This is a genomic window from Acidithiobacillus sp. YTS05 (genome assembly GCF_024396695.1).
Lineage (GTDB): Bacteria > Pseudomonadota > Gammaproteobacteria > Acidithiobacillales > Acidithiobacillaceae > Igneacidithiobacillus > Igneacidithiobacillus copahuensis.
The window spans coordinates 2,662,162-2,681,665 of the sequence record NZ_CP094359.1 but is presented as its reverse complement, the minus strand read 5'-3'; the positions used below and the strand labels follow the sequence as shown (position 1 = coordinate 2,681,665).

Below are 19,504 nucleotides of genomic sequence, written 5' to 3'. Positions count from 1 at the left end.
GCGCCATCATCACCGCAGGCCCAATCGCCGCTTTTGCCACAGGGCGTAGAGGGCGGGGATCACCAGCAGCGCCAGTAACGCGGCGCTGAACATGCCGCCCACCATGGGCGCGGCAATGCGCTTCATCACATCGGCGCCGGCGCCATGGCTGAACATGATGGGTAAGAGGCCACCCACCACCAGGGTCAAGGTCATGGCCAGGGGCCGCAGGCGCAGCATGGTCCCCTCGATGACGGCGAGCCGAAGGTCGTGCCAGTTCTGCAAGGCGTCACGCGCCTGCCGCCGGATGAGGGCCTGATCCAGGTAGAGGAGCATCACCACCCCGAATTCCGCCGCCACGCCCGCCAGGGCGATGAAACCCACCGCCACCGCCACCGAGAGCTTGTAGTCCAGCCAATAGACGAGCCAGAAGCCGCCCACCAGAGATAAGGGCAGGGTGAGCAGGATGATGGCTACCTCCACCCAGTTTTTAAAGTTGAAGTAGAGGAGCAGGGCGATCAGCAGAATGACGGCAGGAATGACCAGCTCCAGGCGCTTGGCGGCCTGCTCCATGACCTGATACTGGCCTACCCAGGAGACGGTATAACCTCCTGGGAGACGGACGGCTTTCGCAATCGCCGCTTTGGCGCGGGGTACATAGGCACCGATGTTGGTGCCAGGCTTCGGGTCGATATAGATCCAACTGTTCAGGCGACTGTTGTCGCTGGTAAGCATGGCAGGCCCGCCCTCGATCCGGAGATCGGCTACCTGGGCCAGAGGGATCTGGGCGCCATCGGGAGCTGCGATGCGGCTTTCCATCAGGGTGGCCAGGGACTGGCGCAGTTCCCGGGGGTAACGGAGATCCACTGGGAAGCGTTCCAGTCCTTGTACCGCGGTGGTCAGGACCTCGCCACCGATGGCCGTCTCCACGAGACGGTTCACATCCGCCACCGATAGGCCATAGCGGGCGGCCTTGGCGCGGTCGGTGTGAACGACGATGTAGCGGCCGCCGGTGACCTGTGCCGCATAGGCGCTCTGGGTGCCGGGTACCTTGCGCAGGACGGTCTGGAGTTCCTGCCCCAGGCGGTTCAGGGTATCGAGATCCGTTCCGCCGATTTTAATGCCTAGTGGTGTCTGTAGACCGGTAGTCAGCATGTCCACCCGTCCCTTGAGCGGCTGTGTCCAGATATTCGACAGGCCGGGAATACTCATGGCTTTGTTCATCTTGCTTTGCAGCTTCTGCATCGTCATCCCGGCTGGCCACTGGTCGGGATTCTTTAAATTCACCACCGTATCGAACATGGACAGGGGCGATTGGTCCGTCGCCGTCTGGGCCCGTCCCGCCTCGCCGAAGATCGTTTTCACTTCGGGGAAGGTCTTGAGGATGCGGTCCGTCTGCTGCAGGAGCGTGGCGGCCTCGCCGATGGAAACCGCCGGGTCCTGAGTGACCGGCATATAGAGCAGCGTCCCCTCGTTCAGTGGCGGCATAAATTCCGACCCCAGGCGGTTCCAGGGGTAGTAGAGGGTGGCCGTGAGCAGCAGGGCAAGGATCAAAATAATCCAGGGGGCGCGCAGGACACCGTGGATGACCGGACGGTAGAGGAAAGCCAGGACCCGATTCAGGGGGTTTTTGTTTTCAGGGCGGATGCGACCGCGGATGAACCATGCCATGAGAATGGGCACCACGGTTATGGAAAGGATGGCGGCGGCGGCCACGGAAAAGGTCTTGGTGAAGGCGAGCGGCGCGAAGAGCTTGCCCTCCTCGCCGCCCAGGGCGAAGACCGGCAGGAAGGAAACGGCGATGATGATCAGCGAGAAGAACAGGGCCGGACCGACCTCCGCCGCCGCCGCCATGGCCGCCGCCCAGGGGTCGACGCCGGGGTTGTGTTCCAAGTGCTTATGCATGTTTTCGATCATGACCACGGGGGCATCCATCATCACACCGATGGCAATGGCGATGCCGCCCAGGGACATGATGTTGGCGGGGACACCCATGGCCCACATGATAAGGATGGCGGCCAGTATTCCCAGCGGCAGGGCGACGAGGGCCACCAGCGCCGAACGCGCACGCAGCAGGAAGAGCAGGGAAATGAGCGCCACCGCCAGGGATTCTTCCAGCAGCTTGCCGGTCAGGGTATGAATGCTGCGCTGGATGAGCGGGGCCTGGCTATAGGTCGTGACGACCTGCACGCCCTTGGGCAGGGAGGGCTTGATGTCCTTCAGCTTGCGCTCGATCTGGTGGATGAGGGCATAGGCGTTGCCGCCCTGGTTCATCATCACGATTCCGCCCACCACCTGGCCCTGGCCGTTGAGATCGGCGATGCCATTGGGCAACTGCGGGCCCAACTGCACACGGGCCACCTCCCGCAGCGTGATGGGCACATCGTTGCGTACGGCCAGCGACGCATCTTGCAGGTCTTTCAGGGAATGGATATAGCCCGAGGTGCGGACGATATAACTGGCATCTCCCATGTCCACCACCGAGCCGCTGGTCTCCCCGTTAGCCGCCCGGATGGCGGCCTCCACCGCCGGCAGGGTCAGGTGGTAGGCGAGAAGTTTTTGTGGATTCACGACCACCTGGTACTCCTGCACCATCCCTCCCACCGTGGCCACCTCCGCGACGCCGGGGATGCCCTGCAATTCGTACTTGAGGAACCAGTTCTGCAAGGTGGTGAGCTGGGCCAGATTCAAGGTCCCGCCGGGGTCGCTGAGGGCATACTCGAAGATCCAGTCCACCCCCGAACTGTTGGGCCCCAGGGCCGGTGTGATCCCCGGCGGCAGCTTGGACTGCACCTGGCTCAGGTATTGGAGTACCAGGTTGCGGGCCTGATAGATGCTGGTACCACTCTTGAAGAGGACGTAGACATAGGAGTCCCCGAACATGGAGTAGCCGCGCACGGCCTGGGCACCGGGTACCTCCTGCAGGGTGGTCTCCAGGGGATAGGTGACCTGGTCCTGAATGATTTGCGGAGCCTGACCCGGGTAGGAGGTCTTGACGATGACCTGGGTGGGCGAGATGTCGGGAAGCGCTTCCAGGGGGATGTTGATCACCGCCAGCGTACCGCCGACGATCAACACCAGGACGGCAATCACGACCAGCAAGCGGTTTTCCATACACCAACGCATGATCGCTCTAATCATGGGATTTGCCCCCCTGACCCATGTTCATCCCGGCCATGGCGCTCGGACCGGATGAGGCCGTTGGCGTTGGCGGGGCACCAGCATTCCCGGCGGGAGCGGCCAGTGCAGAGGATTTCCGGCCCTGAGTCATGTTCTGCGGCTGGGAAACCCCTACGCCCGGCGCGGCACTCGTGGTGGACGCCGTATTGCCCCCTAACATACGGGCCTTGACGGACTGGAACTGGGATTCGGAATAGAGCAGGAACTGGGCACTTTCCACTACCCGGTCCCCCGTCTTAAGTCCCTTGTTGATGGCCACCCAGCCGTCGGCCTCCGGCCCCAGAGCAACCTGGACCGGCAGAAAATGTCCATTATCCTCACCCAGCATCACATAATCCCCCTGAACGGTACGCAGTACGGCGCTGCTGGGGACCGCCAGGGTCTCCTCGGGGCTGGCCAGAATAGTGGCGTCGGCATAGGTGCCGGGGCGCAGGTTTCCCCCGGGATTAGGAAAGCTCAGCCGGGCCGTCACCGTCCGGCTTTTGGGGTCGAGGGTCGGATAGAGGAAGCTCAAACGTCCTTCCCAGGTCTTGCCGGGATAGGCGGGCAGATGCAGGCGCACGGGGTTGCCGATCCGTACCCAGGGCAACTGATAGGAGTAGAGCGCCACATTGACCCATACCCGGTCGAGATTGGCGATTGCATAGACATTCGTCTGCGGCGAGACGTAACCACCCTGGCGCACGTTGAGGGTTTCGACCACCCCGGACGCGGGCGCCATGAGCGGCACGTCCCGCTCCGCCGTGCCGCGCCGGGCGAGCGCCGCGATCTGGCCTTCCGGCATGCCCAGCAGCCGTAATTTCGCCCTGGCTGCCGCCAGCAATGCCGGGTCTTCCGTCGCTCCACCCTGGCGGCGGGCAATGAGATATTCCTGTTGGGCGCTATACAGCTCGGGAGAATATATCTCGGCGAGCACCTGGCCGCGTTGCACGGGGTCACCCACGGCGCGGACATTCAAGCGTGTCACCCAGCCGGAGAAACGCGGAGTGACAGAATAGACCCGATTCTCGTCCACCGCCACGGTGCCCACGGTATGGATGGCATGCCCCATCTGACGGCGCTGCACCGCCACGAGGCGTACCCCCAGGTTTTGCGCCAGGCGCGGATCGATGCTGAGACCGGACTCTTTTTTTGCGTTCGGGCTGGAGGCATAGACCGGGATATAGGCCATCCCCATACTGTCCTTCATCGGATGATTCGAATGGATCTTGGGGTTCATGGGTGCGGCCCAGTAGAGGATGTGCCGTCCCTTGGATGTGCTTTCCTGAGGCCGGGTTGCGGCGACGTTGGCGCTCGGTGCCGCGGCGGGGACCCGCAGCCACCACGCCGCACCCGCCCCAAGGGCTACGCCAAGGACGAGCAGACCCATGCCGATAATCCAGTTGCGTGACTTCATGGTTGCATCTCTCCTTGGGTAGTGAGGAAATCCAGTTCTGCGGCGCTGATGGCCAGGTCGCGGCGGTATTGCAGGCGGGTCAGGGCGTAGTCCAACACATCTTTCTGGGTGCGCAACACCGCGTTCAGTCCGGCGCGCCCCGCCGAGTAGGCGGCGAGCGTTGCGGAAAAGGCATTCCGTGCGGTGGGCAGCAGGCGTTGATCGGTCCGATCCAACTGGGTCTTGAGGGCTATGTAACGGGCGAAGGTGGCGCGCGTCTTCTGGGTCAATGCAAGATGTTGATCGTCGTAGCGGTATTGCGCCTGCAGGGCCTTGGCCCGGGCTGCGGCGACATCCTGGTCCTGGCGGTCTCCCGGAAATATGGGCAGGCTCAGGTCAACACCCGCCGACAGCCAGTTGGGGCTGCCGGGATAGAAATCCTGACCATAATCGACACTGACCGTGACTTCCGGCCAATAGCCACGCTTGGCTACCTGCACGCCAATTTGCGCGGAACGTGTTTGCGCCTGGGCGGCCCGCAGGAGGGGTTGGCCGGAAAGACGGGCTTCCGCCTGAGCCAGGGTGGGCGGGGGTGGCAGGTTCGGCCATTGCTTTTCTATGGACGGCGGTTCCCGCAGATTCAGGATCTGGGCGATTTGCGCCAGATCGCTCGCCCGCTCAGCCTGCAAGCGACTGATGTCATTGGCCAAACTGTCGCGCGCCAGTTGGGCACGGAGTACCTCGGCCTGTGACCCTTGAGCGGACCGGTAGAGCGCCAGCGCCGCTTGCACACTCTCGGCCTGCAACTGTTCCTGATGCCGGACCGCTGCCACGGCATCTTCGGCATAGAGGGCTTGCAGCCAGGCGCGGCGCAACAACAACACCAACTCGGCAGACTGGCCGCGCAGCGTGTCGGCGGCCGCCTGGGCCTCCACCCCCGCCTGCTGTCCTTCCAGCCCCAATTTACCAAAGGAGGGAAAGGTCTGACTCAGGCCCACGCTCAGCATGCTCATCTGCTGCTGGTTCATGGAGAAGCTGTTGAGGGGCACGTTCACGGCGCCGAGGGCGAGATGCGGATCGGGCAACTGGGCAACGGCCACGGCTTTATGCCGTAATTCCGCGATCTTCTGGGTTAGGGCGCCGAGACCGGGGTTTTGCCGCAGGGCAATAGCCTCAGCACCCTGCAGGCTCAATGGGGCGGCACTGGCATAAGGGCTGAACACCATCATCAGCATGGCGGGAAGGGAGAGTGGCCCCGCGCCTCTGCAAATAGCCGCAACCCACTTTAGAAAATATTTATTTCCAGAACTTCTTTGCACATCGCTCATATAGCCTCCACATACGGCCCGAGTTAGGGCCGAATACGCGAATTTCCTGTCCGGCGCGCTTATGCGCGCGGGACTGCGGATTCAGGCGGGAGGCTAAATGAGAAAACGAACTGCGGAGAGTGGGGGAAGACCAGTGTGGGCCGCAACGCGGAGAAAGTGTGGAACGGGCTTAGGAGAAGAGAGAGTAATCCAGGATGCAACGGAAACGGCGAGAGCCGACATGGCGGGGGTGATGTTGTTGGCACTCTCCGCTACCGGCGCCATCATATCGTGGTGGCAGCAAGCAGTCAGGCAAGAGCCTTGCTGCTGAGCCGGAGCACCAAGGGCCTGCTCGCAACGCGGCATTTGTGTGCCGTGTGCGGCCACCCCTGTCATCGACAGGGCGCACAGCGCCGGAGCCGCGTCTACGGGTGCCACTATCCAAGGCAACAGTAGAAGCAAGACCATAAAGGCTATCCGGCGAACGAACGGGCGAAAAACGCGCACAGTACTCCCATCTCGAGACGTTAGTCTAGTCATCAAAACTCAACGGCCATCAAATGTCAATGCTGCCGCGACTGAGTGCCGCGCTTCCCGCCCTTACTGAGGTGCCCCTTATCTACGGTTTTTTTTACCGCCCCAACCGTCGGTGTTTGCAAGTCTTTCCCGACGGCGAGATTCCCCATCTCTGGCGGGTGGTCCTCGAAATGGCCGGCCAGCACCTTGAAATCCTGGACGTGAAACACTTCTGTCCCCCACTACGCCCAAACCCTCACCCACTGGGTCCGGCGCTTGGAGGAACACAAGGAAGAGGCTGTTGCCATGATCGGCGAGAAACGCTATCGCATCTGGGCAATCTATGTGTGGCGCCGTCACCAACATGTGGACCGAAGTTACCGCGAGGCAGAGGTGAGCTGAGGCGATATCTAACGGTCAACCGGGGGAAGGCCATTGGCAGCAAAGGTACGGGTGGCCGAAGATCTTCCGCAGACCATATCCTCAGTCGCCAGGACGCCGATGGCTGGCCCCATCCATTGGATAGCCTGAAAGAAGATGGAATAAGTGGACACTGCCTACTACACTGAAGCCTTAAGTGAGCTGGTTATCGGCGAGGGTTAGTTCTGCGTCCATGGTGTAGCGAGCACGATGAGGAACAGGAAATGTGGCCTTATATGATGGGTGGTTTTTTCAATGGTTACGGCTGGGTCGGGTCGGCATTCATGATCCTGTTTTGGGGTTTGCTTTGCCTCTTGCTGATTTTTGGCATCGTTGCCGGGATCGTGTCGCTGGTGCGGGCCTTCCCAGGTCGCGGGAGTCGGAGTGGCGAGAAAACCACCGCGCTGGATGTACTCCACGAGCGCTATGCTCGTGGGGAAATTGGAAGGGATGAGTACCTGGAAAGGCGCCGCGACCTGGAACGATAGCGCTTTCCCATCCGCCGAAGCTGGTCCGGATGCGCTACCAACAGGTGGGGCAGCGGTGGAAAGCTTATCTCGTTGGTTAAGGATCCAGTCTGGGGCATGGATGTGGATCTCCAGATGCCGAGGCCGTAGCCGTGTATAGGGTGTGACATTCTATTTTTGCTCCGCCGCTCATCGGACGTTTGTCCCATTACCATAGCTAACCTATGGAATCAGGCTCAACGCGCACTAAGGTCGGAAATCGGCAACCGGCGTTGTAAGCTCCTGCGGCGGTAAAAGGAGAGGACTCTATGGACCATTCGGGACATCAGAAACAAGGGATGGGTACCGCTCATTCCAGTGCGCACGGCGGTCACAACCATGCCGCCATGATCGCCGATTTCCGGCGGCGGTTTTGGGTGTCACTGGCACTGACGATCCCTATCCTTTTTTTGTCACCGCTTATCCAGCATCTGCTGGGACTGGAGGCTACTCTTGCCTTTACGGGGTCGTCCTATGTGCTTTTCGCACTATCGAGCGGGGTTTATTTCTACGGCGGCTGGCCCTTCCTGAAAGGACTATTTTCCGAGCTCGAAACCCGCAAGCCAGCCATGATGACGCTGATCGCCCTGGCCATCAGCGTGGCCTATTTTTACTCGAGTGCCGTCGTGTTCGGGGTTCAGGGCGAAGTGTTCTTCTGGGAACTCGCCACGCTGATCGATGTGATGCTGCTCGGCCACTGGATCGAGATGAAATCGGTCATGGGGGCATCCGGCGCACTGGAAAAACTGGTGCAAATGATGCCTTCCGAGGCTCATCTCGTGGCCCCGGACGGTATGAAAGACGTGCCGGTCGCCAATCTGCAGCGCGGTGACCGGGTGCTGGTGAAGCCCGGCGAAAAAATCCCTACAGATGGTCTGATCGTCGAGGGGCGAACCACCGTCAACCAGGCCATGCTCACCGGCGAAAGCCAGCCCGTGGAGAAGGGGCGCGGCGACGAAGTGATCGGCGGTTCGGTCAACGGAGAGTCGAGTATCACCGTCGAGGTCCACAAGACCGGCAGTGAAACCTATCTTTCACAGGTCATCGAGATGGTGCGCCGGGCACAGGAGTCCCGCTCCCGGACCCAGGACCTGGCCGACCGCGCGGCCCTGGTGCTGACCCTTACCGCGTTGAGTGTCGGGGGGCTTACCCTTGCCACTTGGCTGGTCCTTGGCCAGCACTTCGAGTTTGCCCTGGCCCGCATGGTCACAGTCATGGTGATTGCCTGTCCCCATGCCCTGGGCTTGGCGATTCCGCTGGTCGTCGCCGTGTCCACCGCCCTGGCGGCGCAGCATGGGCTGCTTATCCGGGACCGGTCTGCTTTTGAGCGGGCGCGCCAACTGCAGGCGGTGGTGTTCGACAAGACAGGGACTTTGACGGAGGGGCGGTTCGGCGTCACGGATGTGGTCGTGCTGGGCGGATACGCCGAAGACGATGTGGTGCGGCTCGCCGCGGCCCTCGAAAGTCAGTCGGAGCATCCCATCGCCGCCGGCATCGTGACAGATGCCAAAGAGAGGGGCATCAGCTTCGAGCCTCCCAAGGAATTCAGGGCCATCCCCGGGAAGGGCGCGCAAGCCATCGTGGAAGGACGCAACGTGAAAGTCGTAAGTCCCGGCTATCTCAAGGAGCACGGCCTCGATGTCAGCGATGGGCGGATCGGGGCCTTGGCATCCCAGGGCAAAACGGTGGTATACCTGCTCGTCGACGAGAAAGTGGCAGGGGCGATCGCGCTGGCCGATATCATTCGAGCAGAATCGCGGGAAGCCCTCGCGAGGCTAAAGGGAATGGGCGTGCAGGTGATGATGCTGACCGGCGACTCGGCAGCGGTGGCCCGCTGGGTGGCCCAGGAAATGGGGCTTGACGACTATTTCGCCGAAGTGCTCCCTGAGCAGAAGGCGGAGAAGATCAAGGAGGTAAAAGCGCGGGGATTGCGCGTGGCCATGGTCGGTGACGGCGTCAACGACGCCCCCGCCCTGGTGGAGGCGGACGTCGGGATCGCCATCGGGGCGGGTACGGACATCGCCATCGAGTCGGCGGACATCGTGCTGGTCCGTTCCGATCCTCGGGATGTGGCGGCCATCCTCGAACTTTCCCGGGCGACCTATCGCAAGATGATTCAGAACCTGTGGTGGGGTGCCGGCTACAATGTCGTAGCGATCCCGCTTGCGGCCGGGGTGGCCTACAGCATCGGCATAGTGTTGTCCCCAGCCGTGGGGGCGGCCCTGATGTCCGTTTCCACCGTGATCGTTTCCATCAACGCCAAGCTCCTTCAGAAGGTTCGGCTCACCGCCTAGCGCATGGGTCGGGAAGCAGCCAGCATGTCGCTGATCAGAACTTCCCCGAACGCAGGATCGCTGTCACCCACCACAGGCCGAATGCGCTGGCCACCGAGTAGCCGAGGAGGCCCAGGAGCGGAATCCCCAGATAGTGGGGACCGGTGTGGACGGCCATGACTAGGGATGACCCGATGATGACGGCGGCAATGATCAGGCTCAGGCTGAGGCGGTTGCTGGCGCGATCAAGGTGTTGCGGGATCTCTTCCATAGGCGCGTTGGCAACCGTTACAGTCAGTTCACCCTTAGCCAACTGCTGTAACGCACGGGTGAGTGAAACAGGCAACCTTGTCAGGGCCCGGCGCAAAGTGAAGAGCGCCCGATAGGCGCCGGGAAAGGCTTCTGTCATGTCGGGGAGGAATTGCCGCGCAAGCAAGTGCGGCGTAAAGGCCTGTAAGGTGGCAAGCATGTTGAAACGAGCGTCCAGGTCGCGCGCCACCGACTCCACAATGATAAAGGCCCTGAAAGCGAACAAGAACTGGCGCAGTATTCGGAGCTTGTAACGCTGACCCAATCGGCTGAACTGGTTCACGATTTCAGCGAAGGAAGGCGCCTGAGCCGCCGCCACGGCATAGTACTGCTCCAAGGCTTCGCCCATATCCCGTGTGAACGCGGCCCGATCCGCGCCGGGAGCAGCACCGCTGGCGGTCAGCAATGGCGCGGGTGACGCGGGCGGCATGGCGACTGGGATCAAGACTGTCCGGGTCGTTCCAGAGTTGGCGTAAACGCTGGACTACGACGGGATCGCGCAGGTCCTGCAAACGGATACGGTGATGGCCGGGATCGGGATAGGGGACGTAGGTGCCGCCGGAACGAGTGAACTCCGCGTAGAGATCCAGAGATCGCCCTACATCAGTGACGACAATGAAGGGCGGGCGCCACTCGGCGGCGGGCAAAGCGCGCAGGCACGGCCAGAATAAACTCCAGTGACTGCCCGTTGGTCAGCCGAATCACCTGCAAGGCCTCCAGACTCAACAACCCACGATTCGGCGATGAGCACCAGTCGCCGCACCGCCCTTTTCGACTTTGACATCCTTTACCGGGTGCTGAATGCCGAAAGATATAGCTGCCAACCCTCATCAAATGCATCGGGGAGGGAACACAATGGCACCGAGCCTCAGCTAATTGAGGATGGAGAGCTTTTCACGATCCGCCTTCTTCGGTAACCAACGCCTGGGGCACGAAAGCCTCGCGATACTCATCACTACGTGGAAGCGGATGGGCCGGGAGTCTCAAAGATCTTTTTCTTCAGCTTTTCTGCCCAAACGCCATTCTGTTGTTGCTCATTACCTCCCGGATCAGGTCTCATCACCTTCCGCAGCCGCTCATAATGAGCAAGCTGGTCGCCTTCATTCTCCGTAACGTCCCAACGCCCTCCCCGACAATCCAGCCGGTGGAGAATCGACAGGATATGGTTTTCGATATCTCGAAGCCCGATACTACGCTTGAATCGCAGCAGCAGCGTAGACAAAGCCATTTTGTTACTATGCTCCACATCCAGCAACACCACCGGGAACGTCTTGTCCTGGAAAAATACGGCAACCAGGCATAATCTTTGGCGCCTTCCGACCATGGAAAAGGCCTGCCCGGTTTCAAGCCGGCACAGCGCCGTCAAAACACGGACATCTTTTAACCCGTTCGCCATGGTACGGACCACCTGCATCAATCGCCTTAGATCGTCCGTACCTTCACCTTTCTCGACCGCAAGCACCTGAAACTCCATGGGCAGGAGATCGTCGTGCAGAGACTCAGGGGAAACGCTCACTTTAGGCGGTGGCGTTTTTCCACTTCCCCGATATTTTCGGGTCTTCCCCCCATTTTCACTGGTGCCTGCGGCACCCTTGTTTCTACGCCTGATAACACGTATCCGATCTTTTTTATCCACCCGACGCACTTCGATTTCCCGGTCAAAAATGCTGGTTCTGGTCAATATCGGCAGGGCTGGCTGATGAACATCCGTCCTACTACCCGAACCTACCGTGTCTATGACAGGAACGTCACCTGATGACGGACCGCCGTCTGGTCCACGCCTTTTGGGCTGACTTTTTGGCATCCGCACCGTAATCGTTTTCCCCAACGACGGATGAGAGAAATATAAAACGTCACAGGGCACCCTTTTCCCCGTGAACTCGGAGATTTCTAAGATAAGCCACTGATTTCCTTTCCGCACTCCACGAAACTTAATTCCACAGTCATGCAGATCGGGAGGATCAAAGGTCATATACTTTTGTTTGAATGTCCGTTCGTAAACACTGTCCCAGGCGCGTTGCCCCTCAGGATCCACCGCCAGCCAAGAAAATTCCAAGATAAATGACCTCTTGAGTGATCTCACTGGCATTTGCTGGGTATAATCGAGCTGCAGCCGAGGATGAAACCCAGGTTCGACCGGCCTGAAGAGCGTCATGATGCCTCCAGGCTGCATAATATGATTGGCAAGCGTTTTATTATGTAGAAACAGGCTACGGATGAGTTCCATGGTCGGGACCAAATACTCCACCTGATCCACTCGATAACGCAAGAGTCGCTGTACCCCCTGTGATTTGCCTTCAAACGAATATAATTCTGGCGGAATGTCAGACGAGTTGAGTTCCTCTCCTGCCGCCAGATTGGGAATAATCACTTCCGAATATTCGCCGTAGGTTATTGGGAGCAATCTACTGTCGGAGAAGCGATAACCGAGTGCCAGCACCGGGAACAGCCCAATAGGTACGCGCCACATGGCAAATTCGCCTGACGACACGCCGCGGGTGACTATACGGACCTGCCACCCTTTTTTATCGTCTTGTTCGACTCCGGCCAGCCAGTGTAGCGTCAAATCTTCAGGCACTTTGCGCAATACGTCTATTCTGATCAATTTATACCTCAGAGGATCCAGCCATTATTTCCAAGGCGGCCAAGGCGGTTTCTACGCTCGGTGAAGCTATCGAAGGCAGCCCTGCTTAGCGGCGTACCCGCCACGATCGCACAGGCAACGCCTGGCGATGCAATTCTGCGGTAGCCCAGACAATGCGACGCAACCGAAACGCATCGGTGGTTTCCATGACCTCGCCAAGCACGCCGATACTTTTAGGCAGTTTTACCTGTCGTTCTGACATCCGGCGCGGCCGCCCCAACTTGCGCTCCAAAGCCGCCTGGGTAACGCGTTGCGGCGGAACCTCCCGAGTGATTTCCCGCGCGACCTTACGCAGTTGGATCGCCATGCTACGATCCAATGTCTCCCAGTCCACACGCTGATCAGACCATTTCTTGTGCAGTGCCGTCGGTGAGTGTTGCTCCAGCCACTCCCTGTCATGGCGGTACAACCACGAGTGTTCTTTGGGTAGCAGGAGCGCCAGTTGCCGACGTGACAAATCAGCGTAATTCTGCTGCATGTCCAACCACCGTGTTCTTATGGCATCACAGTCTGGCACCAATGTTCGGGAATGTCGTGCGGCTAAGGGCTTCCAGGGCACGTTCAACCCGAGTCGGGAGGCGTGCAACCTCACCGTCCCCGGATCAATGGCAAGATATCCGGCTACCGCCCTGAGTCCCAGGCCCTCCGCCACTTTCTGCCGGATTTGATCATCCAGTAGGGGGCCAAAGTCCAAAATGCGCGGCGAACTCCTTGATCCCACCTCTCGACTGTACACAAATCCGCAGGCGCAGGAAAATCGACCAATCACCCGATCCTGATCATGGCGAACAGCAATCTCGTGGATCACATTCTGCCCATAGTGGTCTGCCAGACGATTGAAGCAGGGCCACGGTCCCTTGCCGAAGGGGGGTGCCGTCCGCCGTTGCGACGACCGTTTGTCCAAAAAAATCGGGAATAGAACATGCCGCAACGGATGAAATGCCTTTCTGTGTTTCCGTACCATGGCCGTAGGCCAATCGCCGCCGAGACCACCGGGGATAAGGTCGATTACTGGTTCAAACAGGCTTAAAATTGCTTCCCTGAGAAGGTTCTGAGCGACATTCTCCTTGCCTTTGTCGAAGCCGCGATCAATCACTGCGCCCCGATAATACGCACCCCAATCACGAAAGCGCACTGGCGGATGATCGAGCAACGCCGCGCTCCGCTTGGCGATCTCTTGCAACAGCGTCACTTGGCGCGGGCTACTCGCCCAAGAAGGGAGTGCCGCCACCGGCGAACAGTTCTTTTGATCCGCGGCGATGAATTCGTGCTGGTTACCGTCACCTTGAGAGACCGCACTGTCCGCCAGGGCCGCGCCATGTTCCGGACAAACCAGAACGCCGGGGAGTTGATGGCTGCGCCTCCAATATCCTTCTCCATAGCTGTTAACGGACAATAAAGTATCATCCTATATTCGCTGCAACCCATTGATTGACGCCTCACGCCGTCAGCCTCGCAGCGGCAATGTATCATCCTAATCAGTCAGAGGAACCCCTTGTAAGCCGCTCCCAGAACAATAAAGTATCATCCTGAGATTTGCGCAACCTGTTGATTCTTCGTTATTGAGGCGCTTTATTTACCCATTTTTGCCGCAATCCAGGGTGATACTTTTTTGTCCGGGATGAAACTCTATTGTTCAGGATGAAACTTTATTGTCCGTTTACAATAGCGGCTCAACATCTCGCCAAGGCAGATGGGACAATACCGTAAGTATGCCGGAGCCGAAATCGCGCTCGCCGCAATACCCAGACGCACATGCACGGCATCCGCCGGGCCGTCCGCTAAAGACGCCAGTACGGATTGTCCCACTGACTTCGGCTCGAATGCCGTGTAATAAAGGTAGAGGGTAAAATCCTTAGTCAGTCTTTCCGGACCGAGTCCGCGATCGGCCGGTATTCTTTGGCTCAACGCTGCCACGCGGCTTTGCAAATCAACCGTAGCACGCACACCGTTTGCACCAAATAAATCCCGCATGGTTTGTTTCGGGCTTCGGGAACAAACGTGAAGGTGATAGCGCGCGAGCACGCTGTAAAGCAGTTCGTCGGGGTAAATTTCGGGGAAATAGGCGAGCACTTGGGGACCGTCACCCTGCGCGATCCACCATGGGTGGTTTGATCGCTCCAGCCCCCAGCAGCGCTTCGTAGGCGGGCAGCCCATCCTTCTTCCCGGCGGCAATAATAATTCTCAGATCTTGTTTGTCAGACGGGCCTTGCGCCTTGGCGGTTTTGTCGCGCGCCGTCGGCCGCCGCGTCTTGGCGGTCGGTTGCTCCGGTCCTCGTTCGCGCAATCTGGTTGAGATGACTGCCACGAGGTCCAGGGCCGAGAGCCCCTGGTTTTCCGCTTGGACTTCCGCCAACAACACCTTGGCGATATCGCGGGCCAGCCCCAGATCCTCCAGGGCACGCAGGATCGGGCCGTCATCATCGTTCACACGGGTATCGTCTTCCGTCGCGGAAATGGCGGGCGTGCGGGCTGCCGTGGAGGGCAGATCGGATAGACGCGCAAGGGAGTCGCCGAATACTTGCCTAATGTGGTCATGCAGGGGGCGGATGTCATCATACTTGGCGATCGCCTCCCGGTCGTTGCGCTTCAACGCATCGATCATGGGATGGATCAGGCGGAGGTGCTCGCGCGCGACTTGGCGCAGCAAGCCCGCATCGATACGTTCAGCCCTGCCTCGTAGAACTCCGAGTTGGATAGCACGCAACTGCGCCATCATGAAAAGGTTGACCAGCACGTCCACAATGCCCTGACTTTCCTCGTAGAGCGCTTGGCGGATCTCGCCGGTCAGGGGCGAGACTTCCCGCGTCCACTGATAGATCCACATGCGATCGACAAAATGGTTCCAGGTCGCGCCTTCTTCCAGGCGCTCCCAGACCAGACTTCCCAGACCACTGGCGCGGCGCGCCTGGCGGAAGTCCCCTTGCAGCAGCGGCAGTGCGCCCAGCGTGCCGATAACGATCACCGGGATACCGATGGTGTTCACCAACGTCACCAGGAAATTCAGCAAGGCGTCTGCCCCAGTGCCCGGGGCTTCCTTGATATGCTGAATCTCGTCGACGATCAGTACGCCCAGGGCGTGCAGGTTGGCGATTTGCGCCATTTGGACCATCATCTCGTCCAGGGAACTTCGGCTGGCCCCGTACCGGGCGCGGTAGCGGGTGCCCAATAGATTGTCCATCTCCTGGAAAAAGCTGATGCAGAGCTGTTTGGGAGACCCCTTGTAGGGACTATCCAATTTCAGCCAGACCACTTGGTCGAGACTGAAGGGCTCGGCATGGTGGACGACTTGCGGATACAGCTCCAGGACCCTGGCCATGCCGTAGCTCTTGCCGATGCCGGAGCAACCAACCAGAGCAAAGCTGCTCGCCGTCGAACGGATCGGGCGCCGGACAGCGGCAAGATCCTTCCCGACAACCCGCTCGTAGCCGTCCTGGAGACGGCGGATATAATCGGTAGTGTTGGGATTGCGGCTCAGATACCCCTGGCGGAGGAGCATGCCGAACTTCGCTTCCAGTTGTAGATGGTTCTCCAGCGGCTCGAAATAATTCTTCAGGCGCAGGACGCAATGCGCCCGGAGGTGGGCGGCGTAGCCACGCTCTTTTTCGTTGAAGATCGGAGGCGCGGCCATGGTCCGCAAGGCTTCGCGCGCCGACAAGAGAGGCGGCAACTGCGCGATGAAGGGGTTGTCGCGATATTCTGGCAAGTCGGTCACGTCATCCCGCGTCGTCATCGCCATGCTCTTCGTTCTGCGCGCGCAGAATCTCCGTGATGTCCGGCAGACTGTAGTCGTCCTCCGGATTCCCCTTGGGGAAGGGGAGGATTTCCCCTTTTACCGAAGCATCCTCCCGGCGCCGACCGGGGCGGAAGGCTTCCCGTTCCTGGTTCTCCCGTTTTTCCACGCGACGGTTTTCGCGGATGCTGCCCGTTCGCTGGCGATTGCTGCCGGATGGATCGGGCGCGTCCACGCGCATGGTCTGGGCTTCCTGAACGATTCCTTTGATGTTCTCGGCGAGGTTGATGCGGCCGCGCAGAATCTGCCGCTCATGGTTGCGCGCGGCCCGGCTTTCTTCCTGACGGATTTGGTCGATCTCCCATAGCGTCCGGCCCTGGTGATGCCGACTCTTTTCGGTCAGAGCGCAGGGAATGAAGTGGCCCCGTCCCGTCTCGTCCTGCAGGTATATCTCGTCCATGCAGCGCGGTTCGTAGGAGATCCGCACCTTCCATCGCGCGCGTTGTCGCGCGCGCTCGAACCAGTGTTCCTCGATCGCCTTCTGGCAACTGTAGAAGCAGCCGGCATAGCGGATGCCGGTGGCCGTGACTGTCGCCTCGCCGCTCGGCAGCAGGCTCAATCGCACCCGTTCTGGAGGGAAGGCGCGCAGGCTACCGCTTCGATGAGCAATCCCCCAGTCCCATAGGTCGGATGGGATCGCCTGGACTCCGTCGGCGATCATGTCGGGCGATTTCTCGTAATCCCGAAGAAGGTGCTGGTTGTTGTAGTACAGAATACAGTAGAGGACGATACGGGTGAATTGGTCGATATCCAGCGTCGCGTCGAGACGGTAGTCCCTGGCACCGCGCTCCTGGAAATCCGGGGCAACATAGCCGGCAACATAAGCCTTGAAACGGGCGGGAATCAGACGGAATCGCTGCTCGACGATGCCCTTCCAGTCCGCACGGTAGGGCGCGGCGTTTTCCACCCGCACCTGGAAGTTGTTGATGAGGGTCTCAATGGCGCTGCCGGCGATCTCTCCCCGGTCGCCGAGCAAAGCGTCTGGCAAAGCCTGGCACGGCCAGTCCGCCTCGCCGATCTCGACGCCGAACTGGCGGCAATATTCCACCTTTTCCGTGGCGGTGTTGGACAAGGCCATCATCGCCCCGACCCAGGAAGGACCCTCGAACCCCACATACACGCCGGTGATCATGCGGCTGAACACGTCGATGACGATGTACAGCACCGGCCGCCCGACGATCTTTGTACGGTCATATCGCGACACCAGGTACACGTCCGCGATGGTCGCGTCGATCTGGTACCGGGAGGCGGGGCCGACCGTTTCCGCCGTCGACGATCCCAGGAGGGCGCGCCGGTCCTTGTCGTACACACGCGGCGTGCGGCGGATGCGGTCGACCCGAAAAACGTCGTTGTCCTTGTCGAACCAGTAGCGGAACTGCCTCAGGGTGGGGACGTCCTTGCGGGGCACCAGTTCCTGGCGCCCGGTCCGCTCATTGATGACCCGCTCAGAAAAAGCGCTTGCGATCAATTCGTCATAAGCGGCCCGAAAATCCATCTGATCATTCTTCGCGAATTTCCCGGTGACCACCGCACGAAACACTTCCCGCATTTGTGGCGTGACGTTGACGCCCGAATCGTCCCTGTCCGCAGTCCGGCCACGCTTTTTCCCGGAAGAGGGCTTTTCGTTACCCCGACCTCCGCAGCGGTCGTAATCGGGAAGCAGCGTGTTCGGCGTCATGCCGCGCTGCCAGTAGCGGCGCAGAAGGCGGTAGATTGTCTGCTTCGTGGCTCCCGTCTCCGCCATCGCTACCTGGACCGTCCGGCTTCGGGAAACGGACTGGAAGATGGCGGGCTGGTCAAAAATCAGCGCGCGTATCATGGCCCAGGCGCGGTCCCTCTTTGACCGATAGGCTTCCGGGATGCCCTCGTCGGCCAGGAACGCCAGCCAGGGATCGGCCTCGGTGACACGCCACTCTCCCGTCTCGCGCATCCGCTCCATTTCCTCCGCCTCGCGGAAAACGGGCATGGCGGTCGGCGCATGGATGTCGATGGCGTAGAGACCGCTCATCGCGGGATCTACCCAGAGGATCCTTTCGATCTTCCCTTCATCGGGGTATTCCAGCAATTGGTTGACCGACAGACCCCTCATCCGCTGGCCCTCCTGGATTCACCTTCCGCCACTCGAAACTGACGCAAAAGCTTGGAGTCGTCCGTAGGCCCATCCATAGGACAGACGATTGCCTTCGTGGCCAGCAAGTGGCGGATAAGAAGGAGACAGTCACCAGCAGACATGGAAAACTGCAGGTCCATGTCGGCGCAGAATTGCCGGAGGGTAGGCCCCGGGTGCGACGGAAGTTCTCGTAACACCAGCCTTGCTTTCTCATCGTAGTAGCCGTCGTAGGGCTGACTCATCTGGTCAATTACGGCATAACTGTGAACCCAGGCGATATTGCGAACCATCGCTTTCGGGATGTCCCGCTCGGTGACGACGCCCCAATCCACGCCTTGCTGCGCCCAATAACGGCGTTCAATCTCCAGTTTTTCGACCACCCGCGGCTTTTCAAGTTCTTCCGCAGGTTTTACCGCTCGCGCCAGTTGCACCACACGTCCATCGTGGACCGTGTCCACAAGAAAGTCCGTGGTCATGACTAGAGGGGTGCCGCTGCCAACGTCGTGGGGATGGATAACCCCAAGATCATCCGCAATACGGCGAGTGATGTCGCGATCCAGCGGAAACTGTTCGCGGATGTCCGTGACTGCGTCTGCCCAATCGAACAGGTGGAAGGTATCGCGCTCAATATCCGAGAGCAGGTGATGCACTCGCCCGGTCTTGATGCCCTTGAGTCGGTGGGACCGCCCTTGGGAGGGCACGTCTTGGATGGTAAGCCAGGGGTGGTAGCCTGCGCCACGCCCCTGACCACGTCCCTCCTTTTGGAGGCGTGCGATCCGGTCTTCGTCGATACCGTAGCGTTGGCGTGCCAAGGCATCCTCTCCTAGCTGATCATTAGGCAAGCATACTCCACTACCTCTGGAGCGCAAGGTCAGGATGGCACTCTATTGTCGAGGATGATACTTTATTGTTCGGGATGAAACTCTATTGTCCAGGATGATACTCTATTGTCCGTTAACAACTGACGCGATAGCTGGCCGGTAGCCGCACGTCAAAGAAAAAGGTCGCGGGGGGATCGGAAAAGAAAGAGACACTTGGCTTGGGCCTTACCGGCGGACTCCGATGCAACACCACCGGGACCGATATTACCGG

At 60.0% G+C, this 19,504-nt stretch carries 14 protein-coding genes; 2 read left to right on the top strand and 12 right to left on the bottom strand.

The window, feature by feature from the left end; translation table 11 throughout:
- Window positions 1-9: 9 nt before the first annotated feature.
- From MQE22_RS13310 to MQE22_RS13295, 4 genes are all read right to left on the bottom strand, one after another.
- The gene (locus MQE22_RS13310) at window positions 10-3,120 is read right to left on the bottom strand and encodes an efflux RND transporter permease subunit (protein WP_255789832.1); all 3,111 of its coding nucleotides are present in this window, start codon (window positions 3,118-3,120) and stop codon (window positions 10-12) included.
- Window positions 3,113-4,555 (bottom strand): efflux RND transporter periplasmic adaptor subunit, encoded by a 1,443-nt coding sequence (locus MQE22_RS13305; protein ID WP_255789831.1) that lies wholly within the window; start codon window positions 4,553-4,555, stop codon window positions 3,113-3,115. Before MQE22_RS13305 ends, MQE22_RS13310 begins: the two co-directional genes overlap by 8 nt.
- Complete coding sequence (locus MQE22_RS13300) at window positions 4,552-5,862, bottom strand: TolC family protein (RefSeq protein ID WP_255789830.1); 1,311 nt, start codon at window positions 5,860-5,862, stop codon at window positions 4,552-4,554. Before MQE22_RS13300 ends, MQE22_RS13305 begins: the two co-directional genes overlap by 4 nt.
- 542 nt (window positions 5,863-6,404) lie before the next feature.
- Window positions 6,405-6,587: a hypothetical protein gene (locus MQE22_RS13295; protein WP_255789829.1), complete on the bottom strand. Its 183-nt coding sequence runs from the start codon at window positions 6,585-6,587 to the stop codon at window positions 6,405-6,407.
- 414 nt (window positions 6,588-7,001) lie between these two features.
- On the opposite strand from MQE22_RS13295, the gene MQE22_RS13290 reads away from it, so the two are divergent.
- On the top strand, window positions 7,002-7,265 hold the full coding sequence (locus MQE22_RS13290) for an SHOCT domain-containing protein (protein WP_255789828.1): 264 nt from the start codon (window positions 7,002-7,004) through the stop codon (window positions 7,263-7,265).
- 287 nt (window positions 7,266-7,552) lie between these two features.
- Window positions 7,553-9,577, top strand: coding sequence for a heavy metal translocating P-type ATPase (locus MQE22_RS13285; protein ID WP_255789827.1), 2,025 nt, complete (start codon window positions 7,553-7,555; stop codon window positions 9,575-9,577).
- 34 nt (window positions 9,578-9,611) lie between these two features.
- On the opposite strand, the gene MQE22_RS13280 is transcribed toward MQE22_RS13285, so the two are convergent.
- The 8 genes from MQE22_RS13280 to MQE22_RS13245 all read right to left on the bottom strand — a co-directional run bounded on the left by MQE22_RS13280 (window position 9,612) and on the right by MQE22_RS13245 (window position 19,254).
- Window positions 9,612-10,055, bottom strand: coding sequence for a hypothetical protein (locus MQE22_RS13280; RefSeq protein WP_255789826.1), 444 nt, complete (start codon window positions 10,053-10,055; stop codon window positions 9,612-9,614).
- Window positions 10,056-10,152: 97 nt separating this feature from the next.
- Complete coding sequence (locus MQE22_RS13275; protein ID WP_255789825.1) at window positions 10,153-10,512, bottom strand: hypothetical protein; 360 nt, start codon at window positions 10,510-10,512, stop codon at window positions 10,153-10,155.
- 308 nt (window positions 10,513-10,820) lie between these two features.
- Complete coding sequence (locus MQE22_RS13270; protein ID WP_255789824.1) at window positions 10,821-12,470, bottom strand: hypothetical protein; 1,650 nt, start codon at window positions 12,468-12,470, stop codon at window positions 10,821-10,823.
- Window positions 12,471-12,555: 85 nt separating this feature from the next.
- The gene (locus MQE22_RS13265; protein ID WP_255789823.1) at window positions 12,556-13,905 is read right to left on the bottom strand and encodes a TnsD family transposase; all 1,350 of its coding nucleotides are present in this window, start codon (window positions 13,903-13,905) and stop codon (window positions 12,556-12,558) included.
- Between the two features lie 233 nt (window positions 13,906-14,138).
- On the bottom strand, window positions 14,139-14,582 hold the full coding sequence (locus MQE22_RS13260) for a TniQ family protein (RefSeq protein ID WP_255789822.1): 444 nt from the start codon (window positions 14,580-14,582) through the stop codon (window positions 14,139-14,141).
- Window positions 14,583-14,592: 10 nt separating this feature from the next.
- On the bottom strand, window positions 14,593-16,242 hold the full coding sequence (locus MQE22_RS13255; protein WP_255789821.1) for an ATP-binding protein: 1,650 nt from the start codon (window positions 16,240-16,242) through the stop codon (window positions 14,593-14,595).
- A complete protein-coding gene (locus tag MQE22_RS13250) occupies window positions 16,226-18,391 on the bottom strand; it encodes a transposase family protein (protein ID WP_255789820.1) in 2,166 nt (721 codons plus the stop codon). The genes MQE22_RS13255 and MQE22_RS13250 overlap by 17 nt, the downstream gene beginning before the upstream one ends.
- The gene (locus MQE22_RS13245; RefSeq protein ID WP_255789819.1) at window positions 18,388-19,254 is read right to left on the bottom strand and encodes a TnsA endonuclease C-terminal domain-containing protein; all 867 of its coding nucleotides are present in this window, start codon (window positions 19,252-19,254) and stop codon (window positions 18,388-18,390) included. The genes MQE22_RS13250 and MQE22_RS13245 overlap by 4 nt, the downstream gene beginning before the upstream one ends.
- Between the last annotated feature and the right edge of the window lie 250 nt (window positions 19,255-19,504).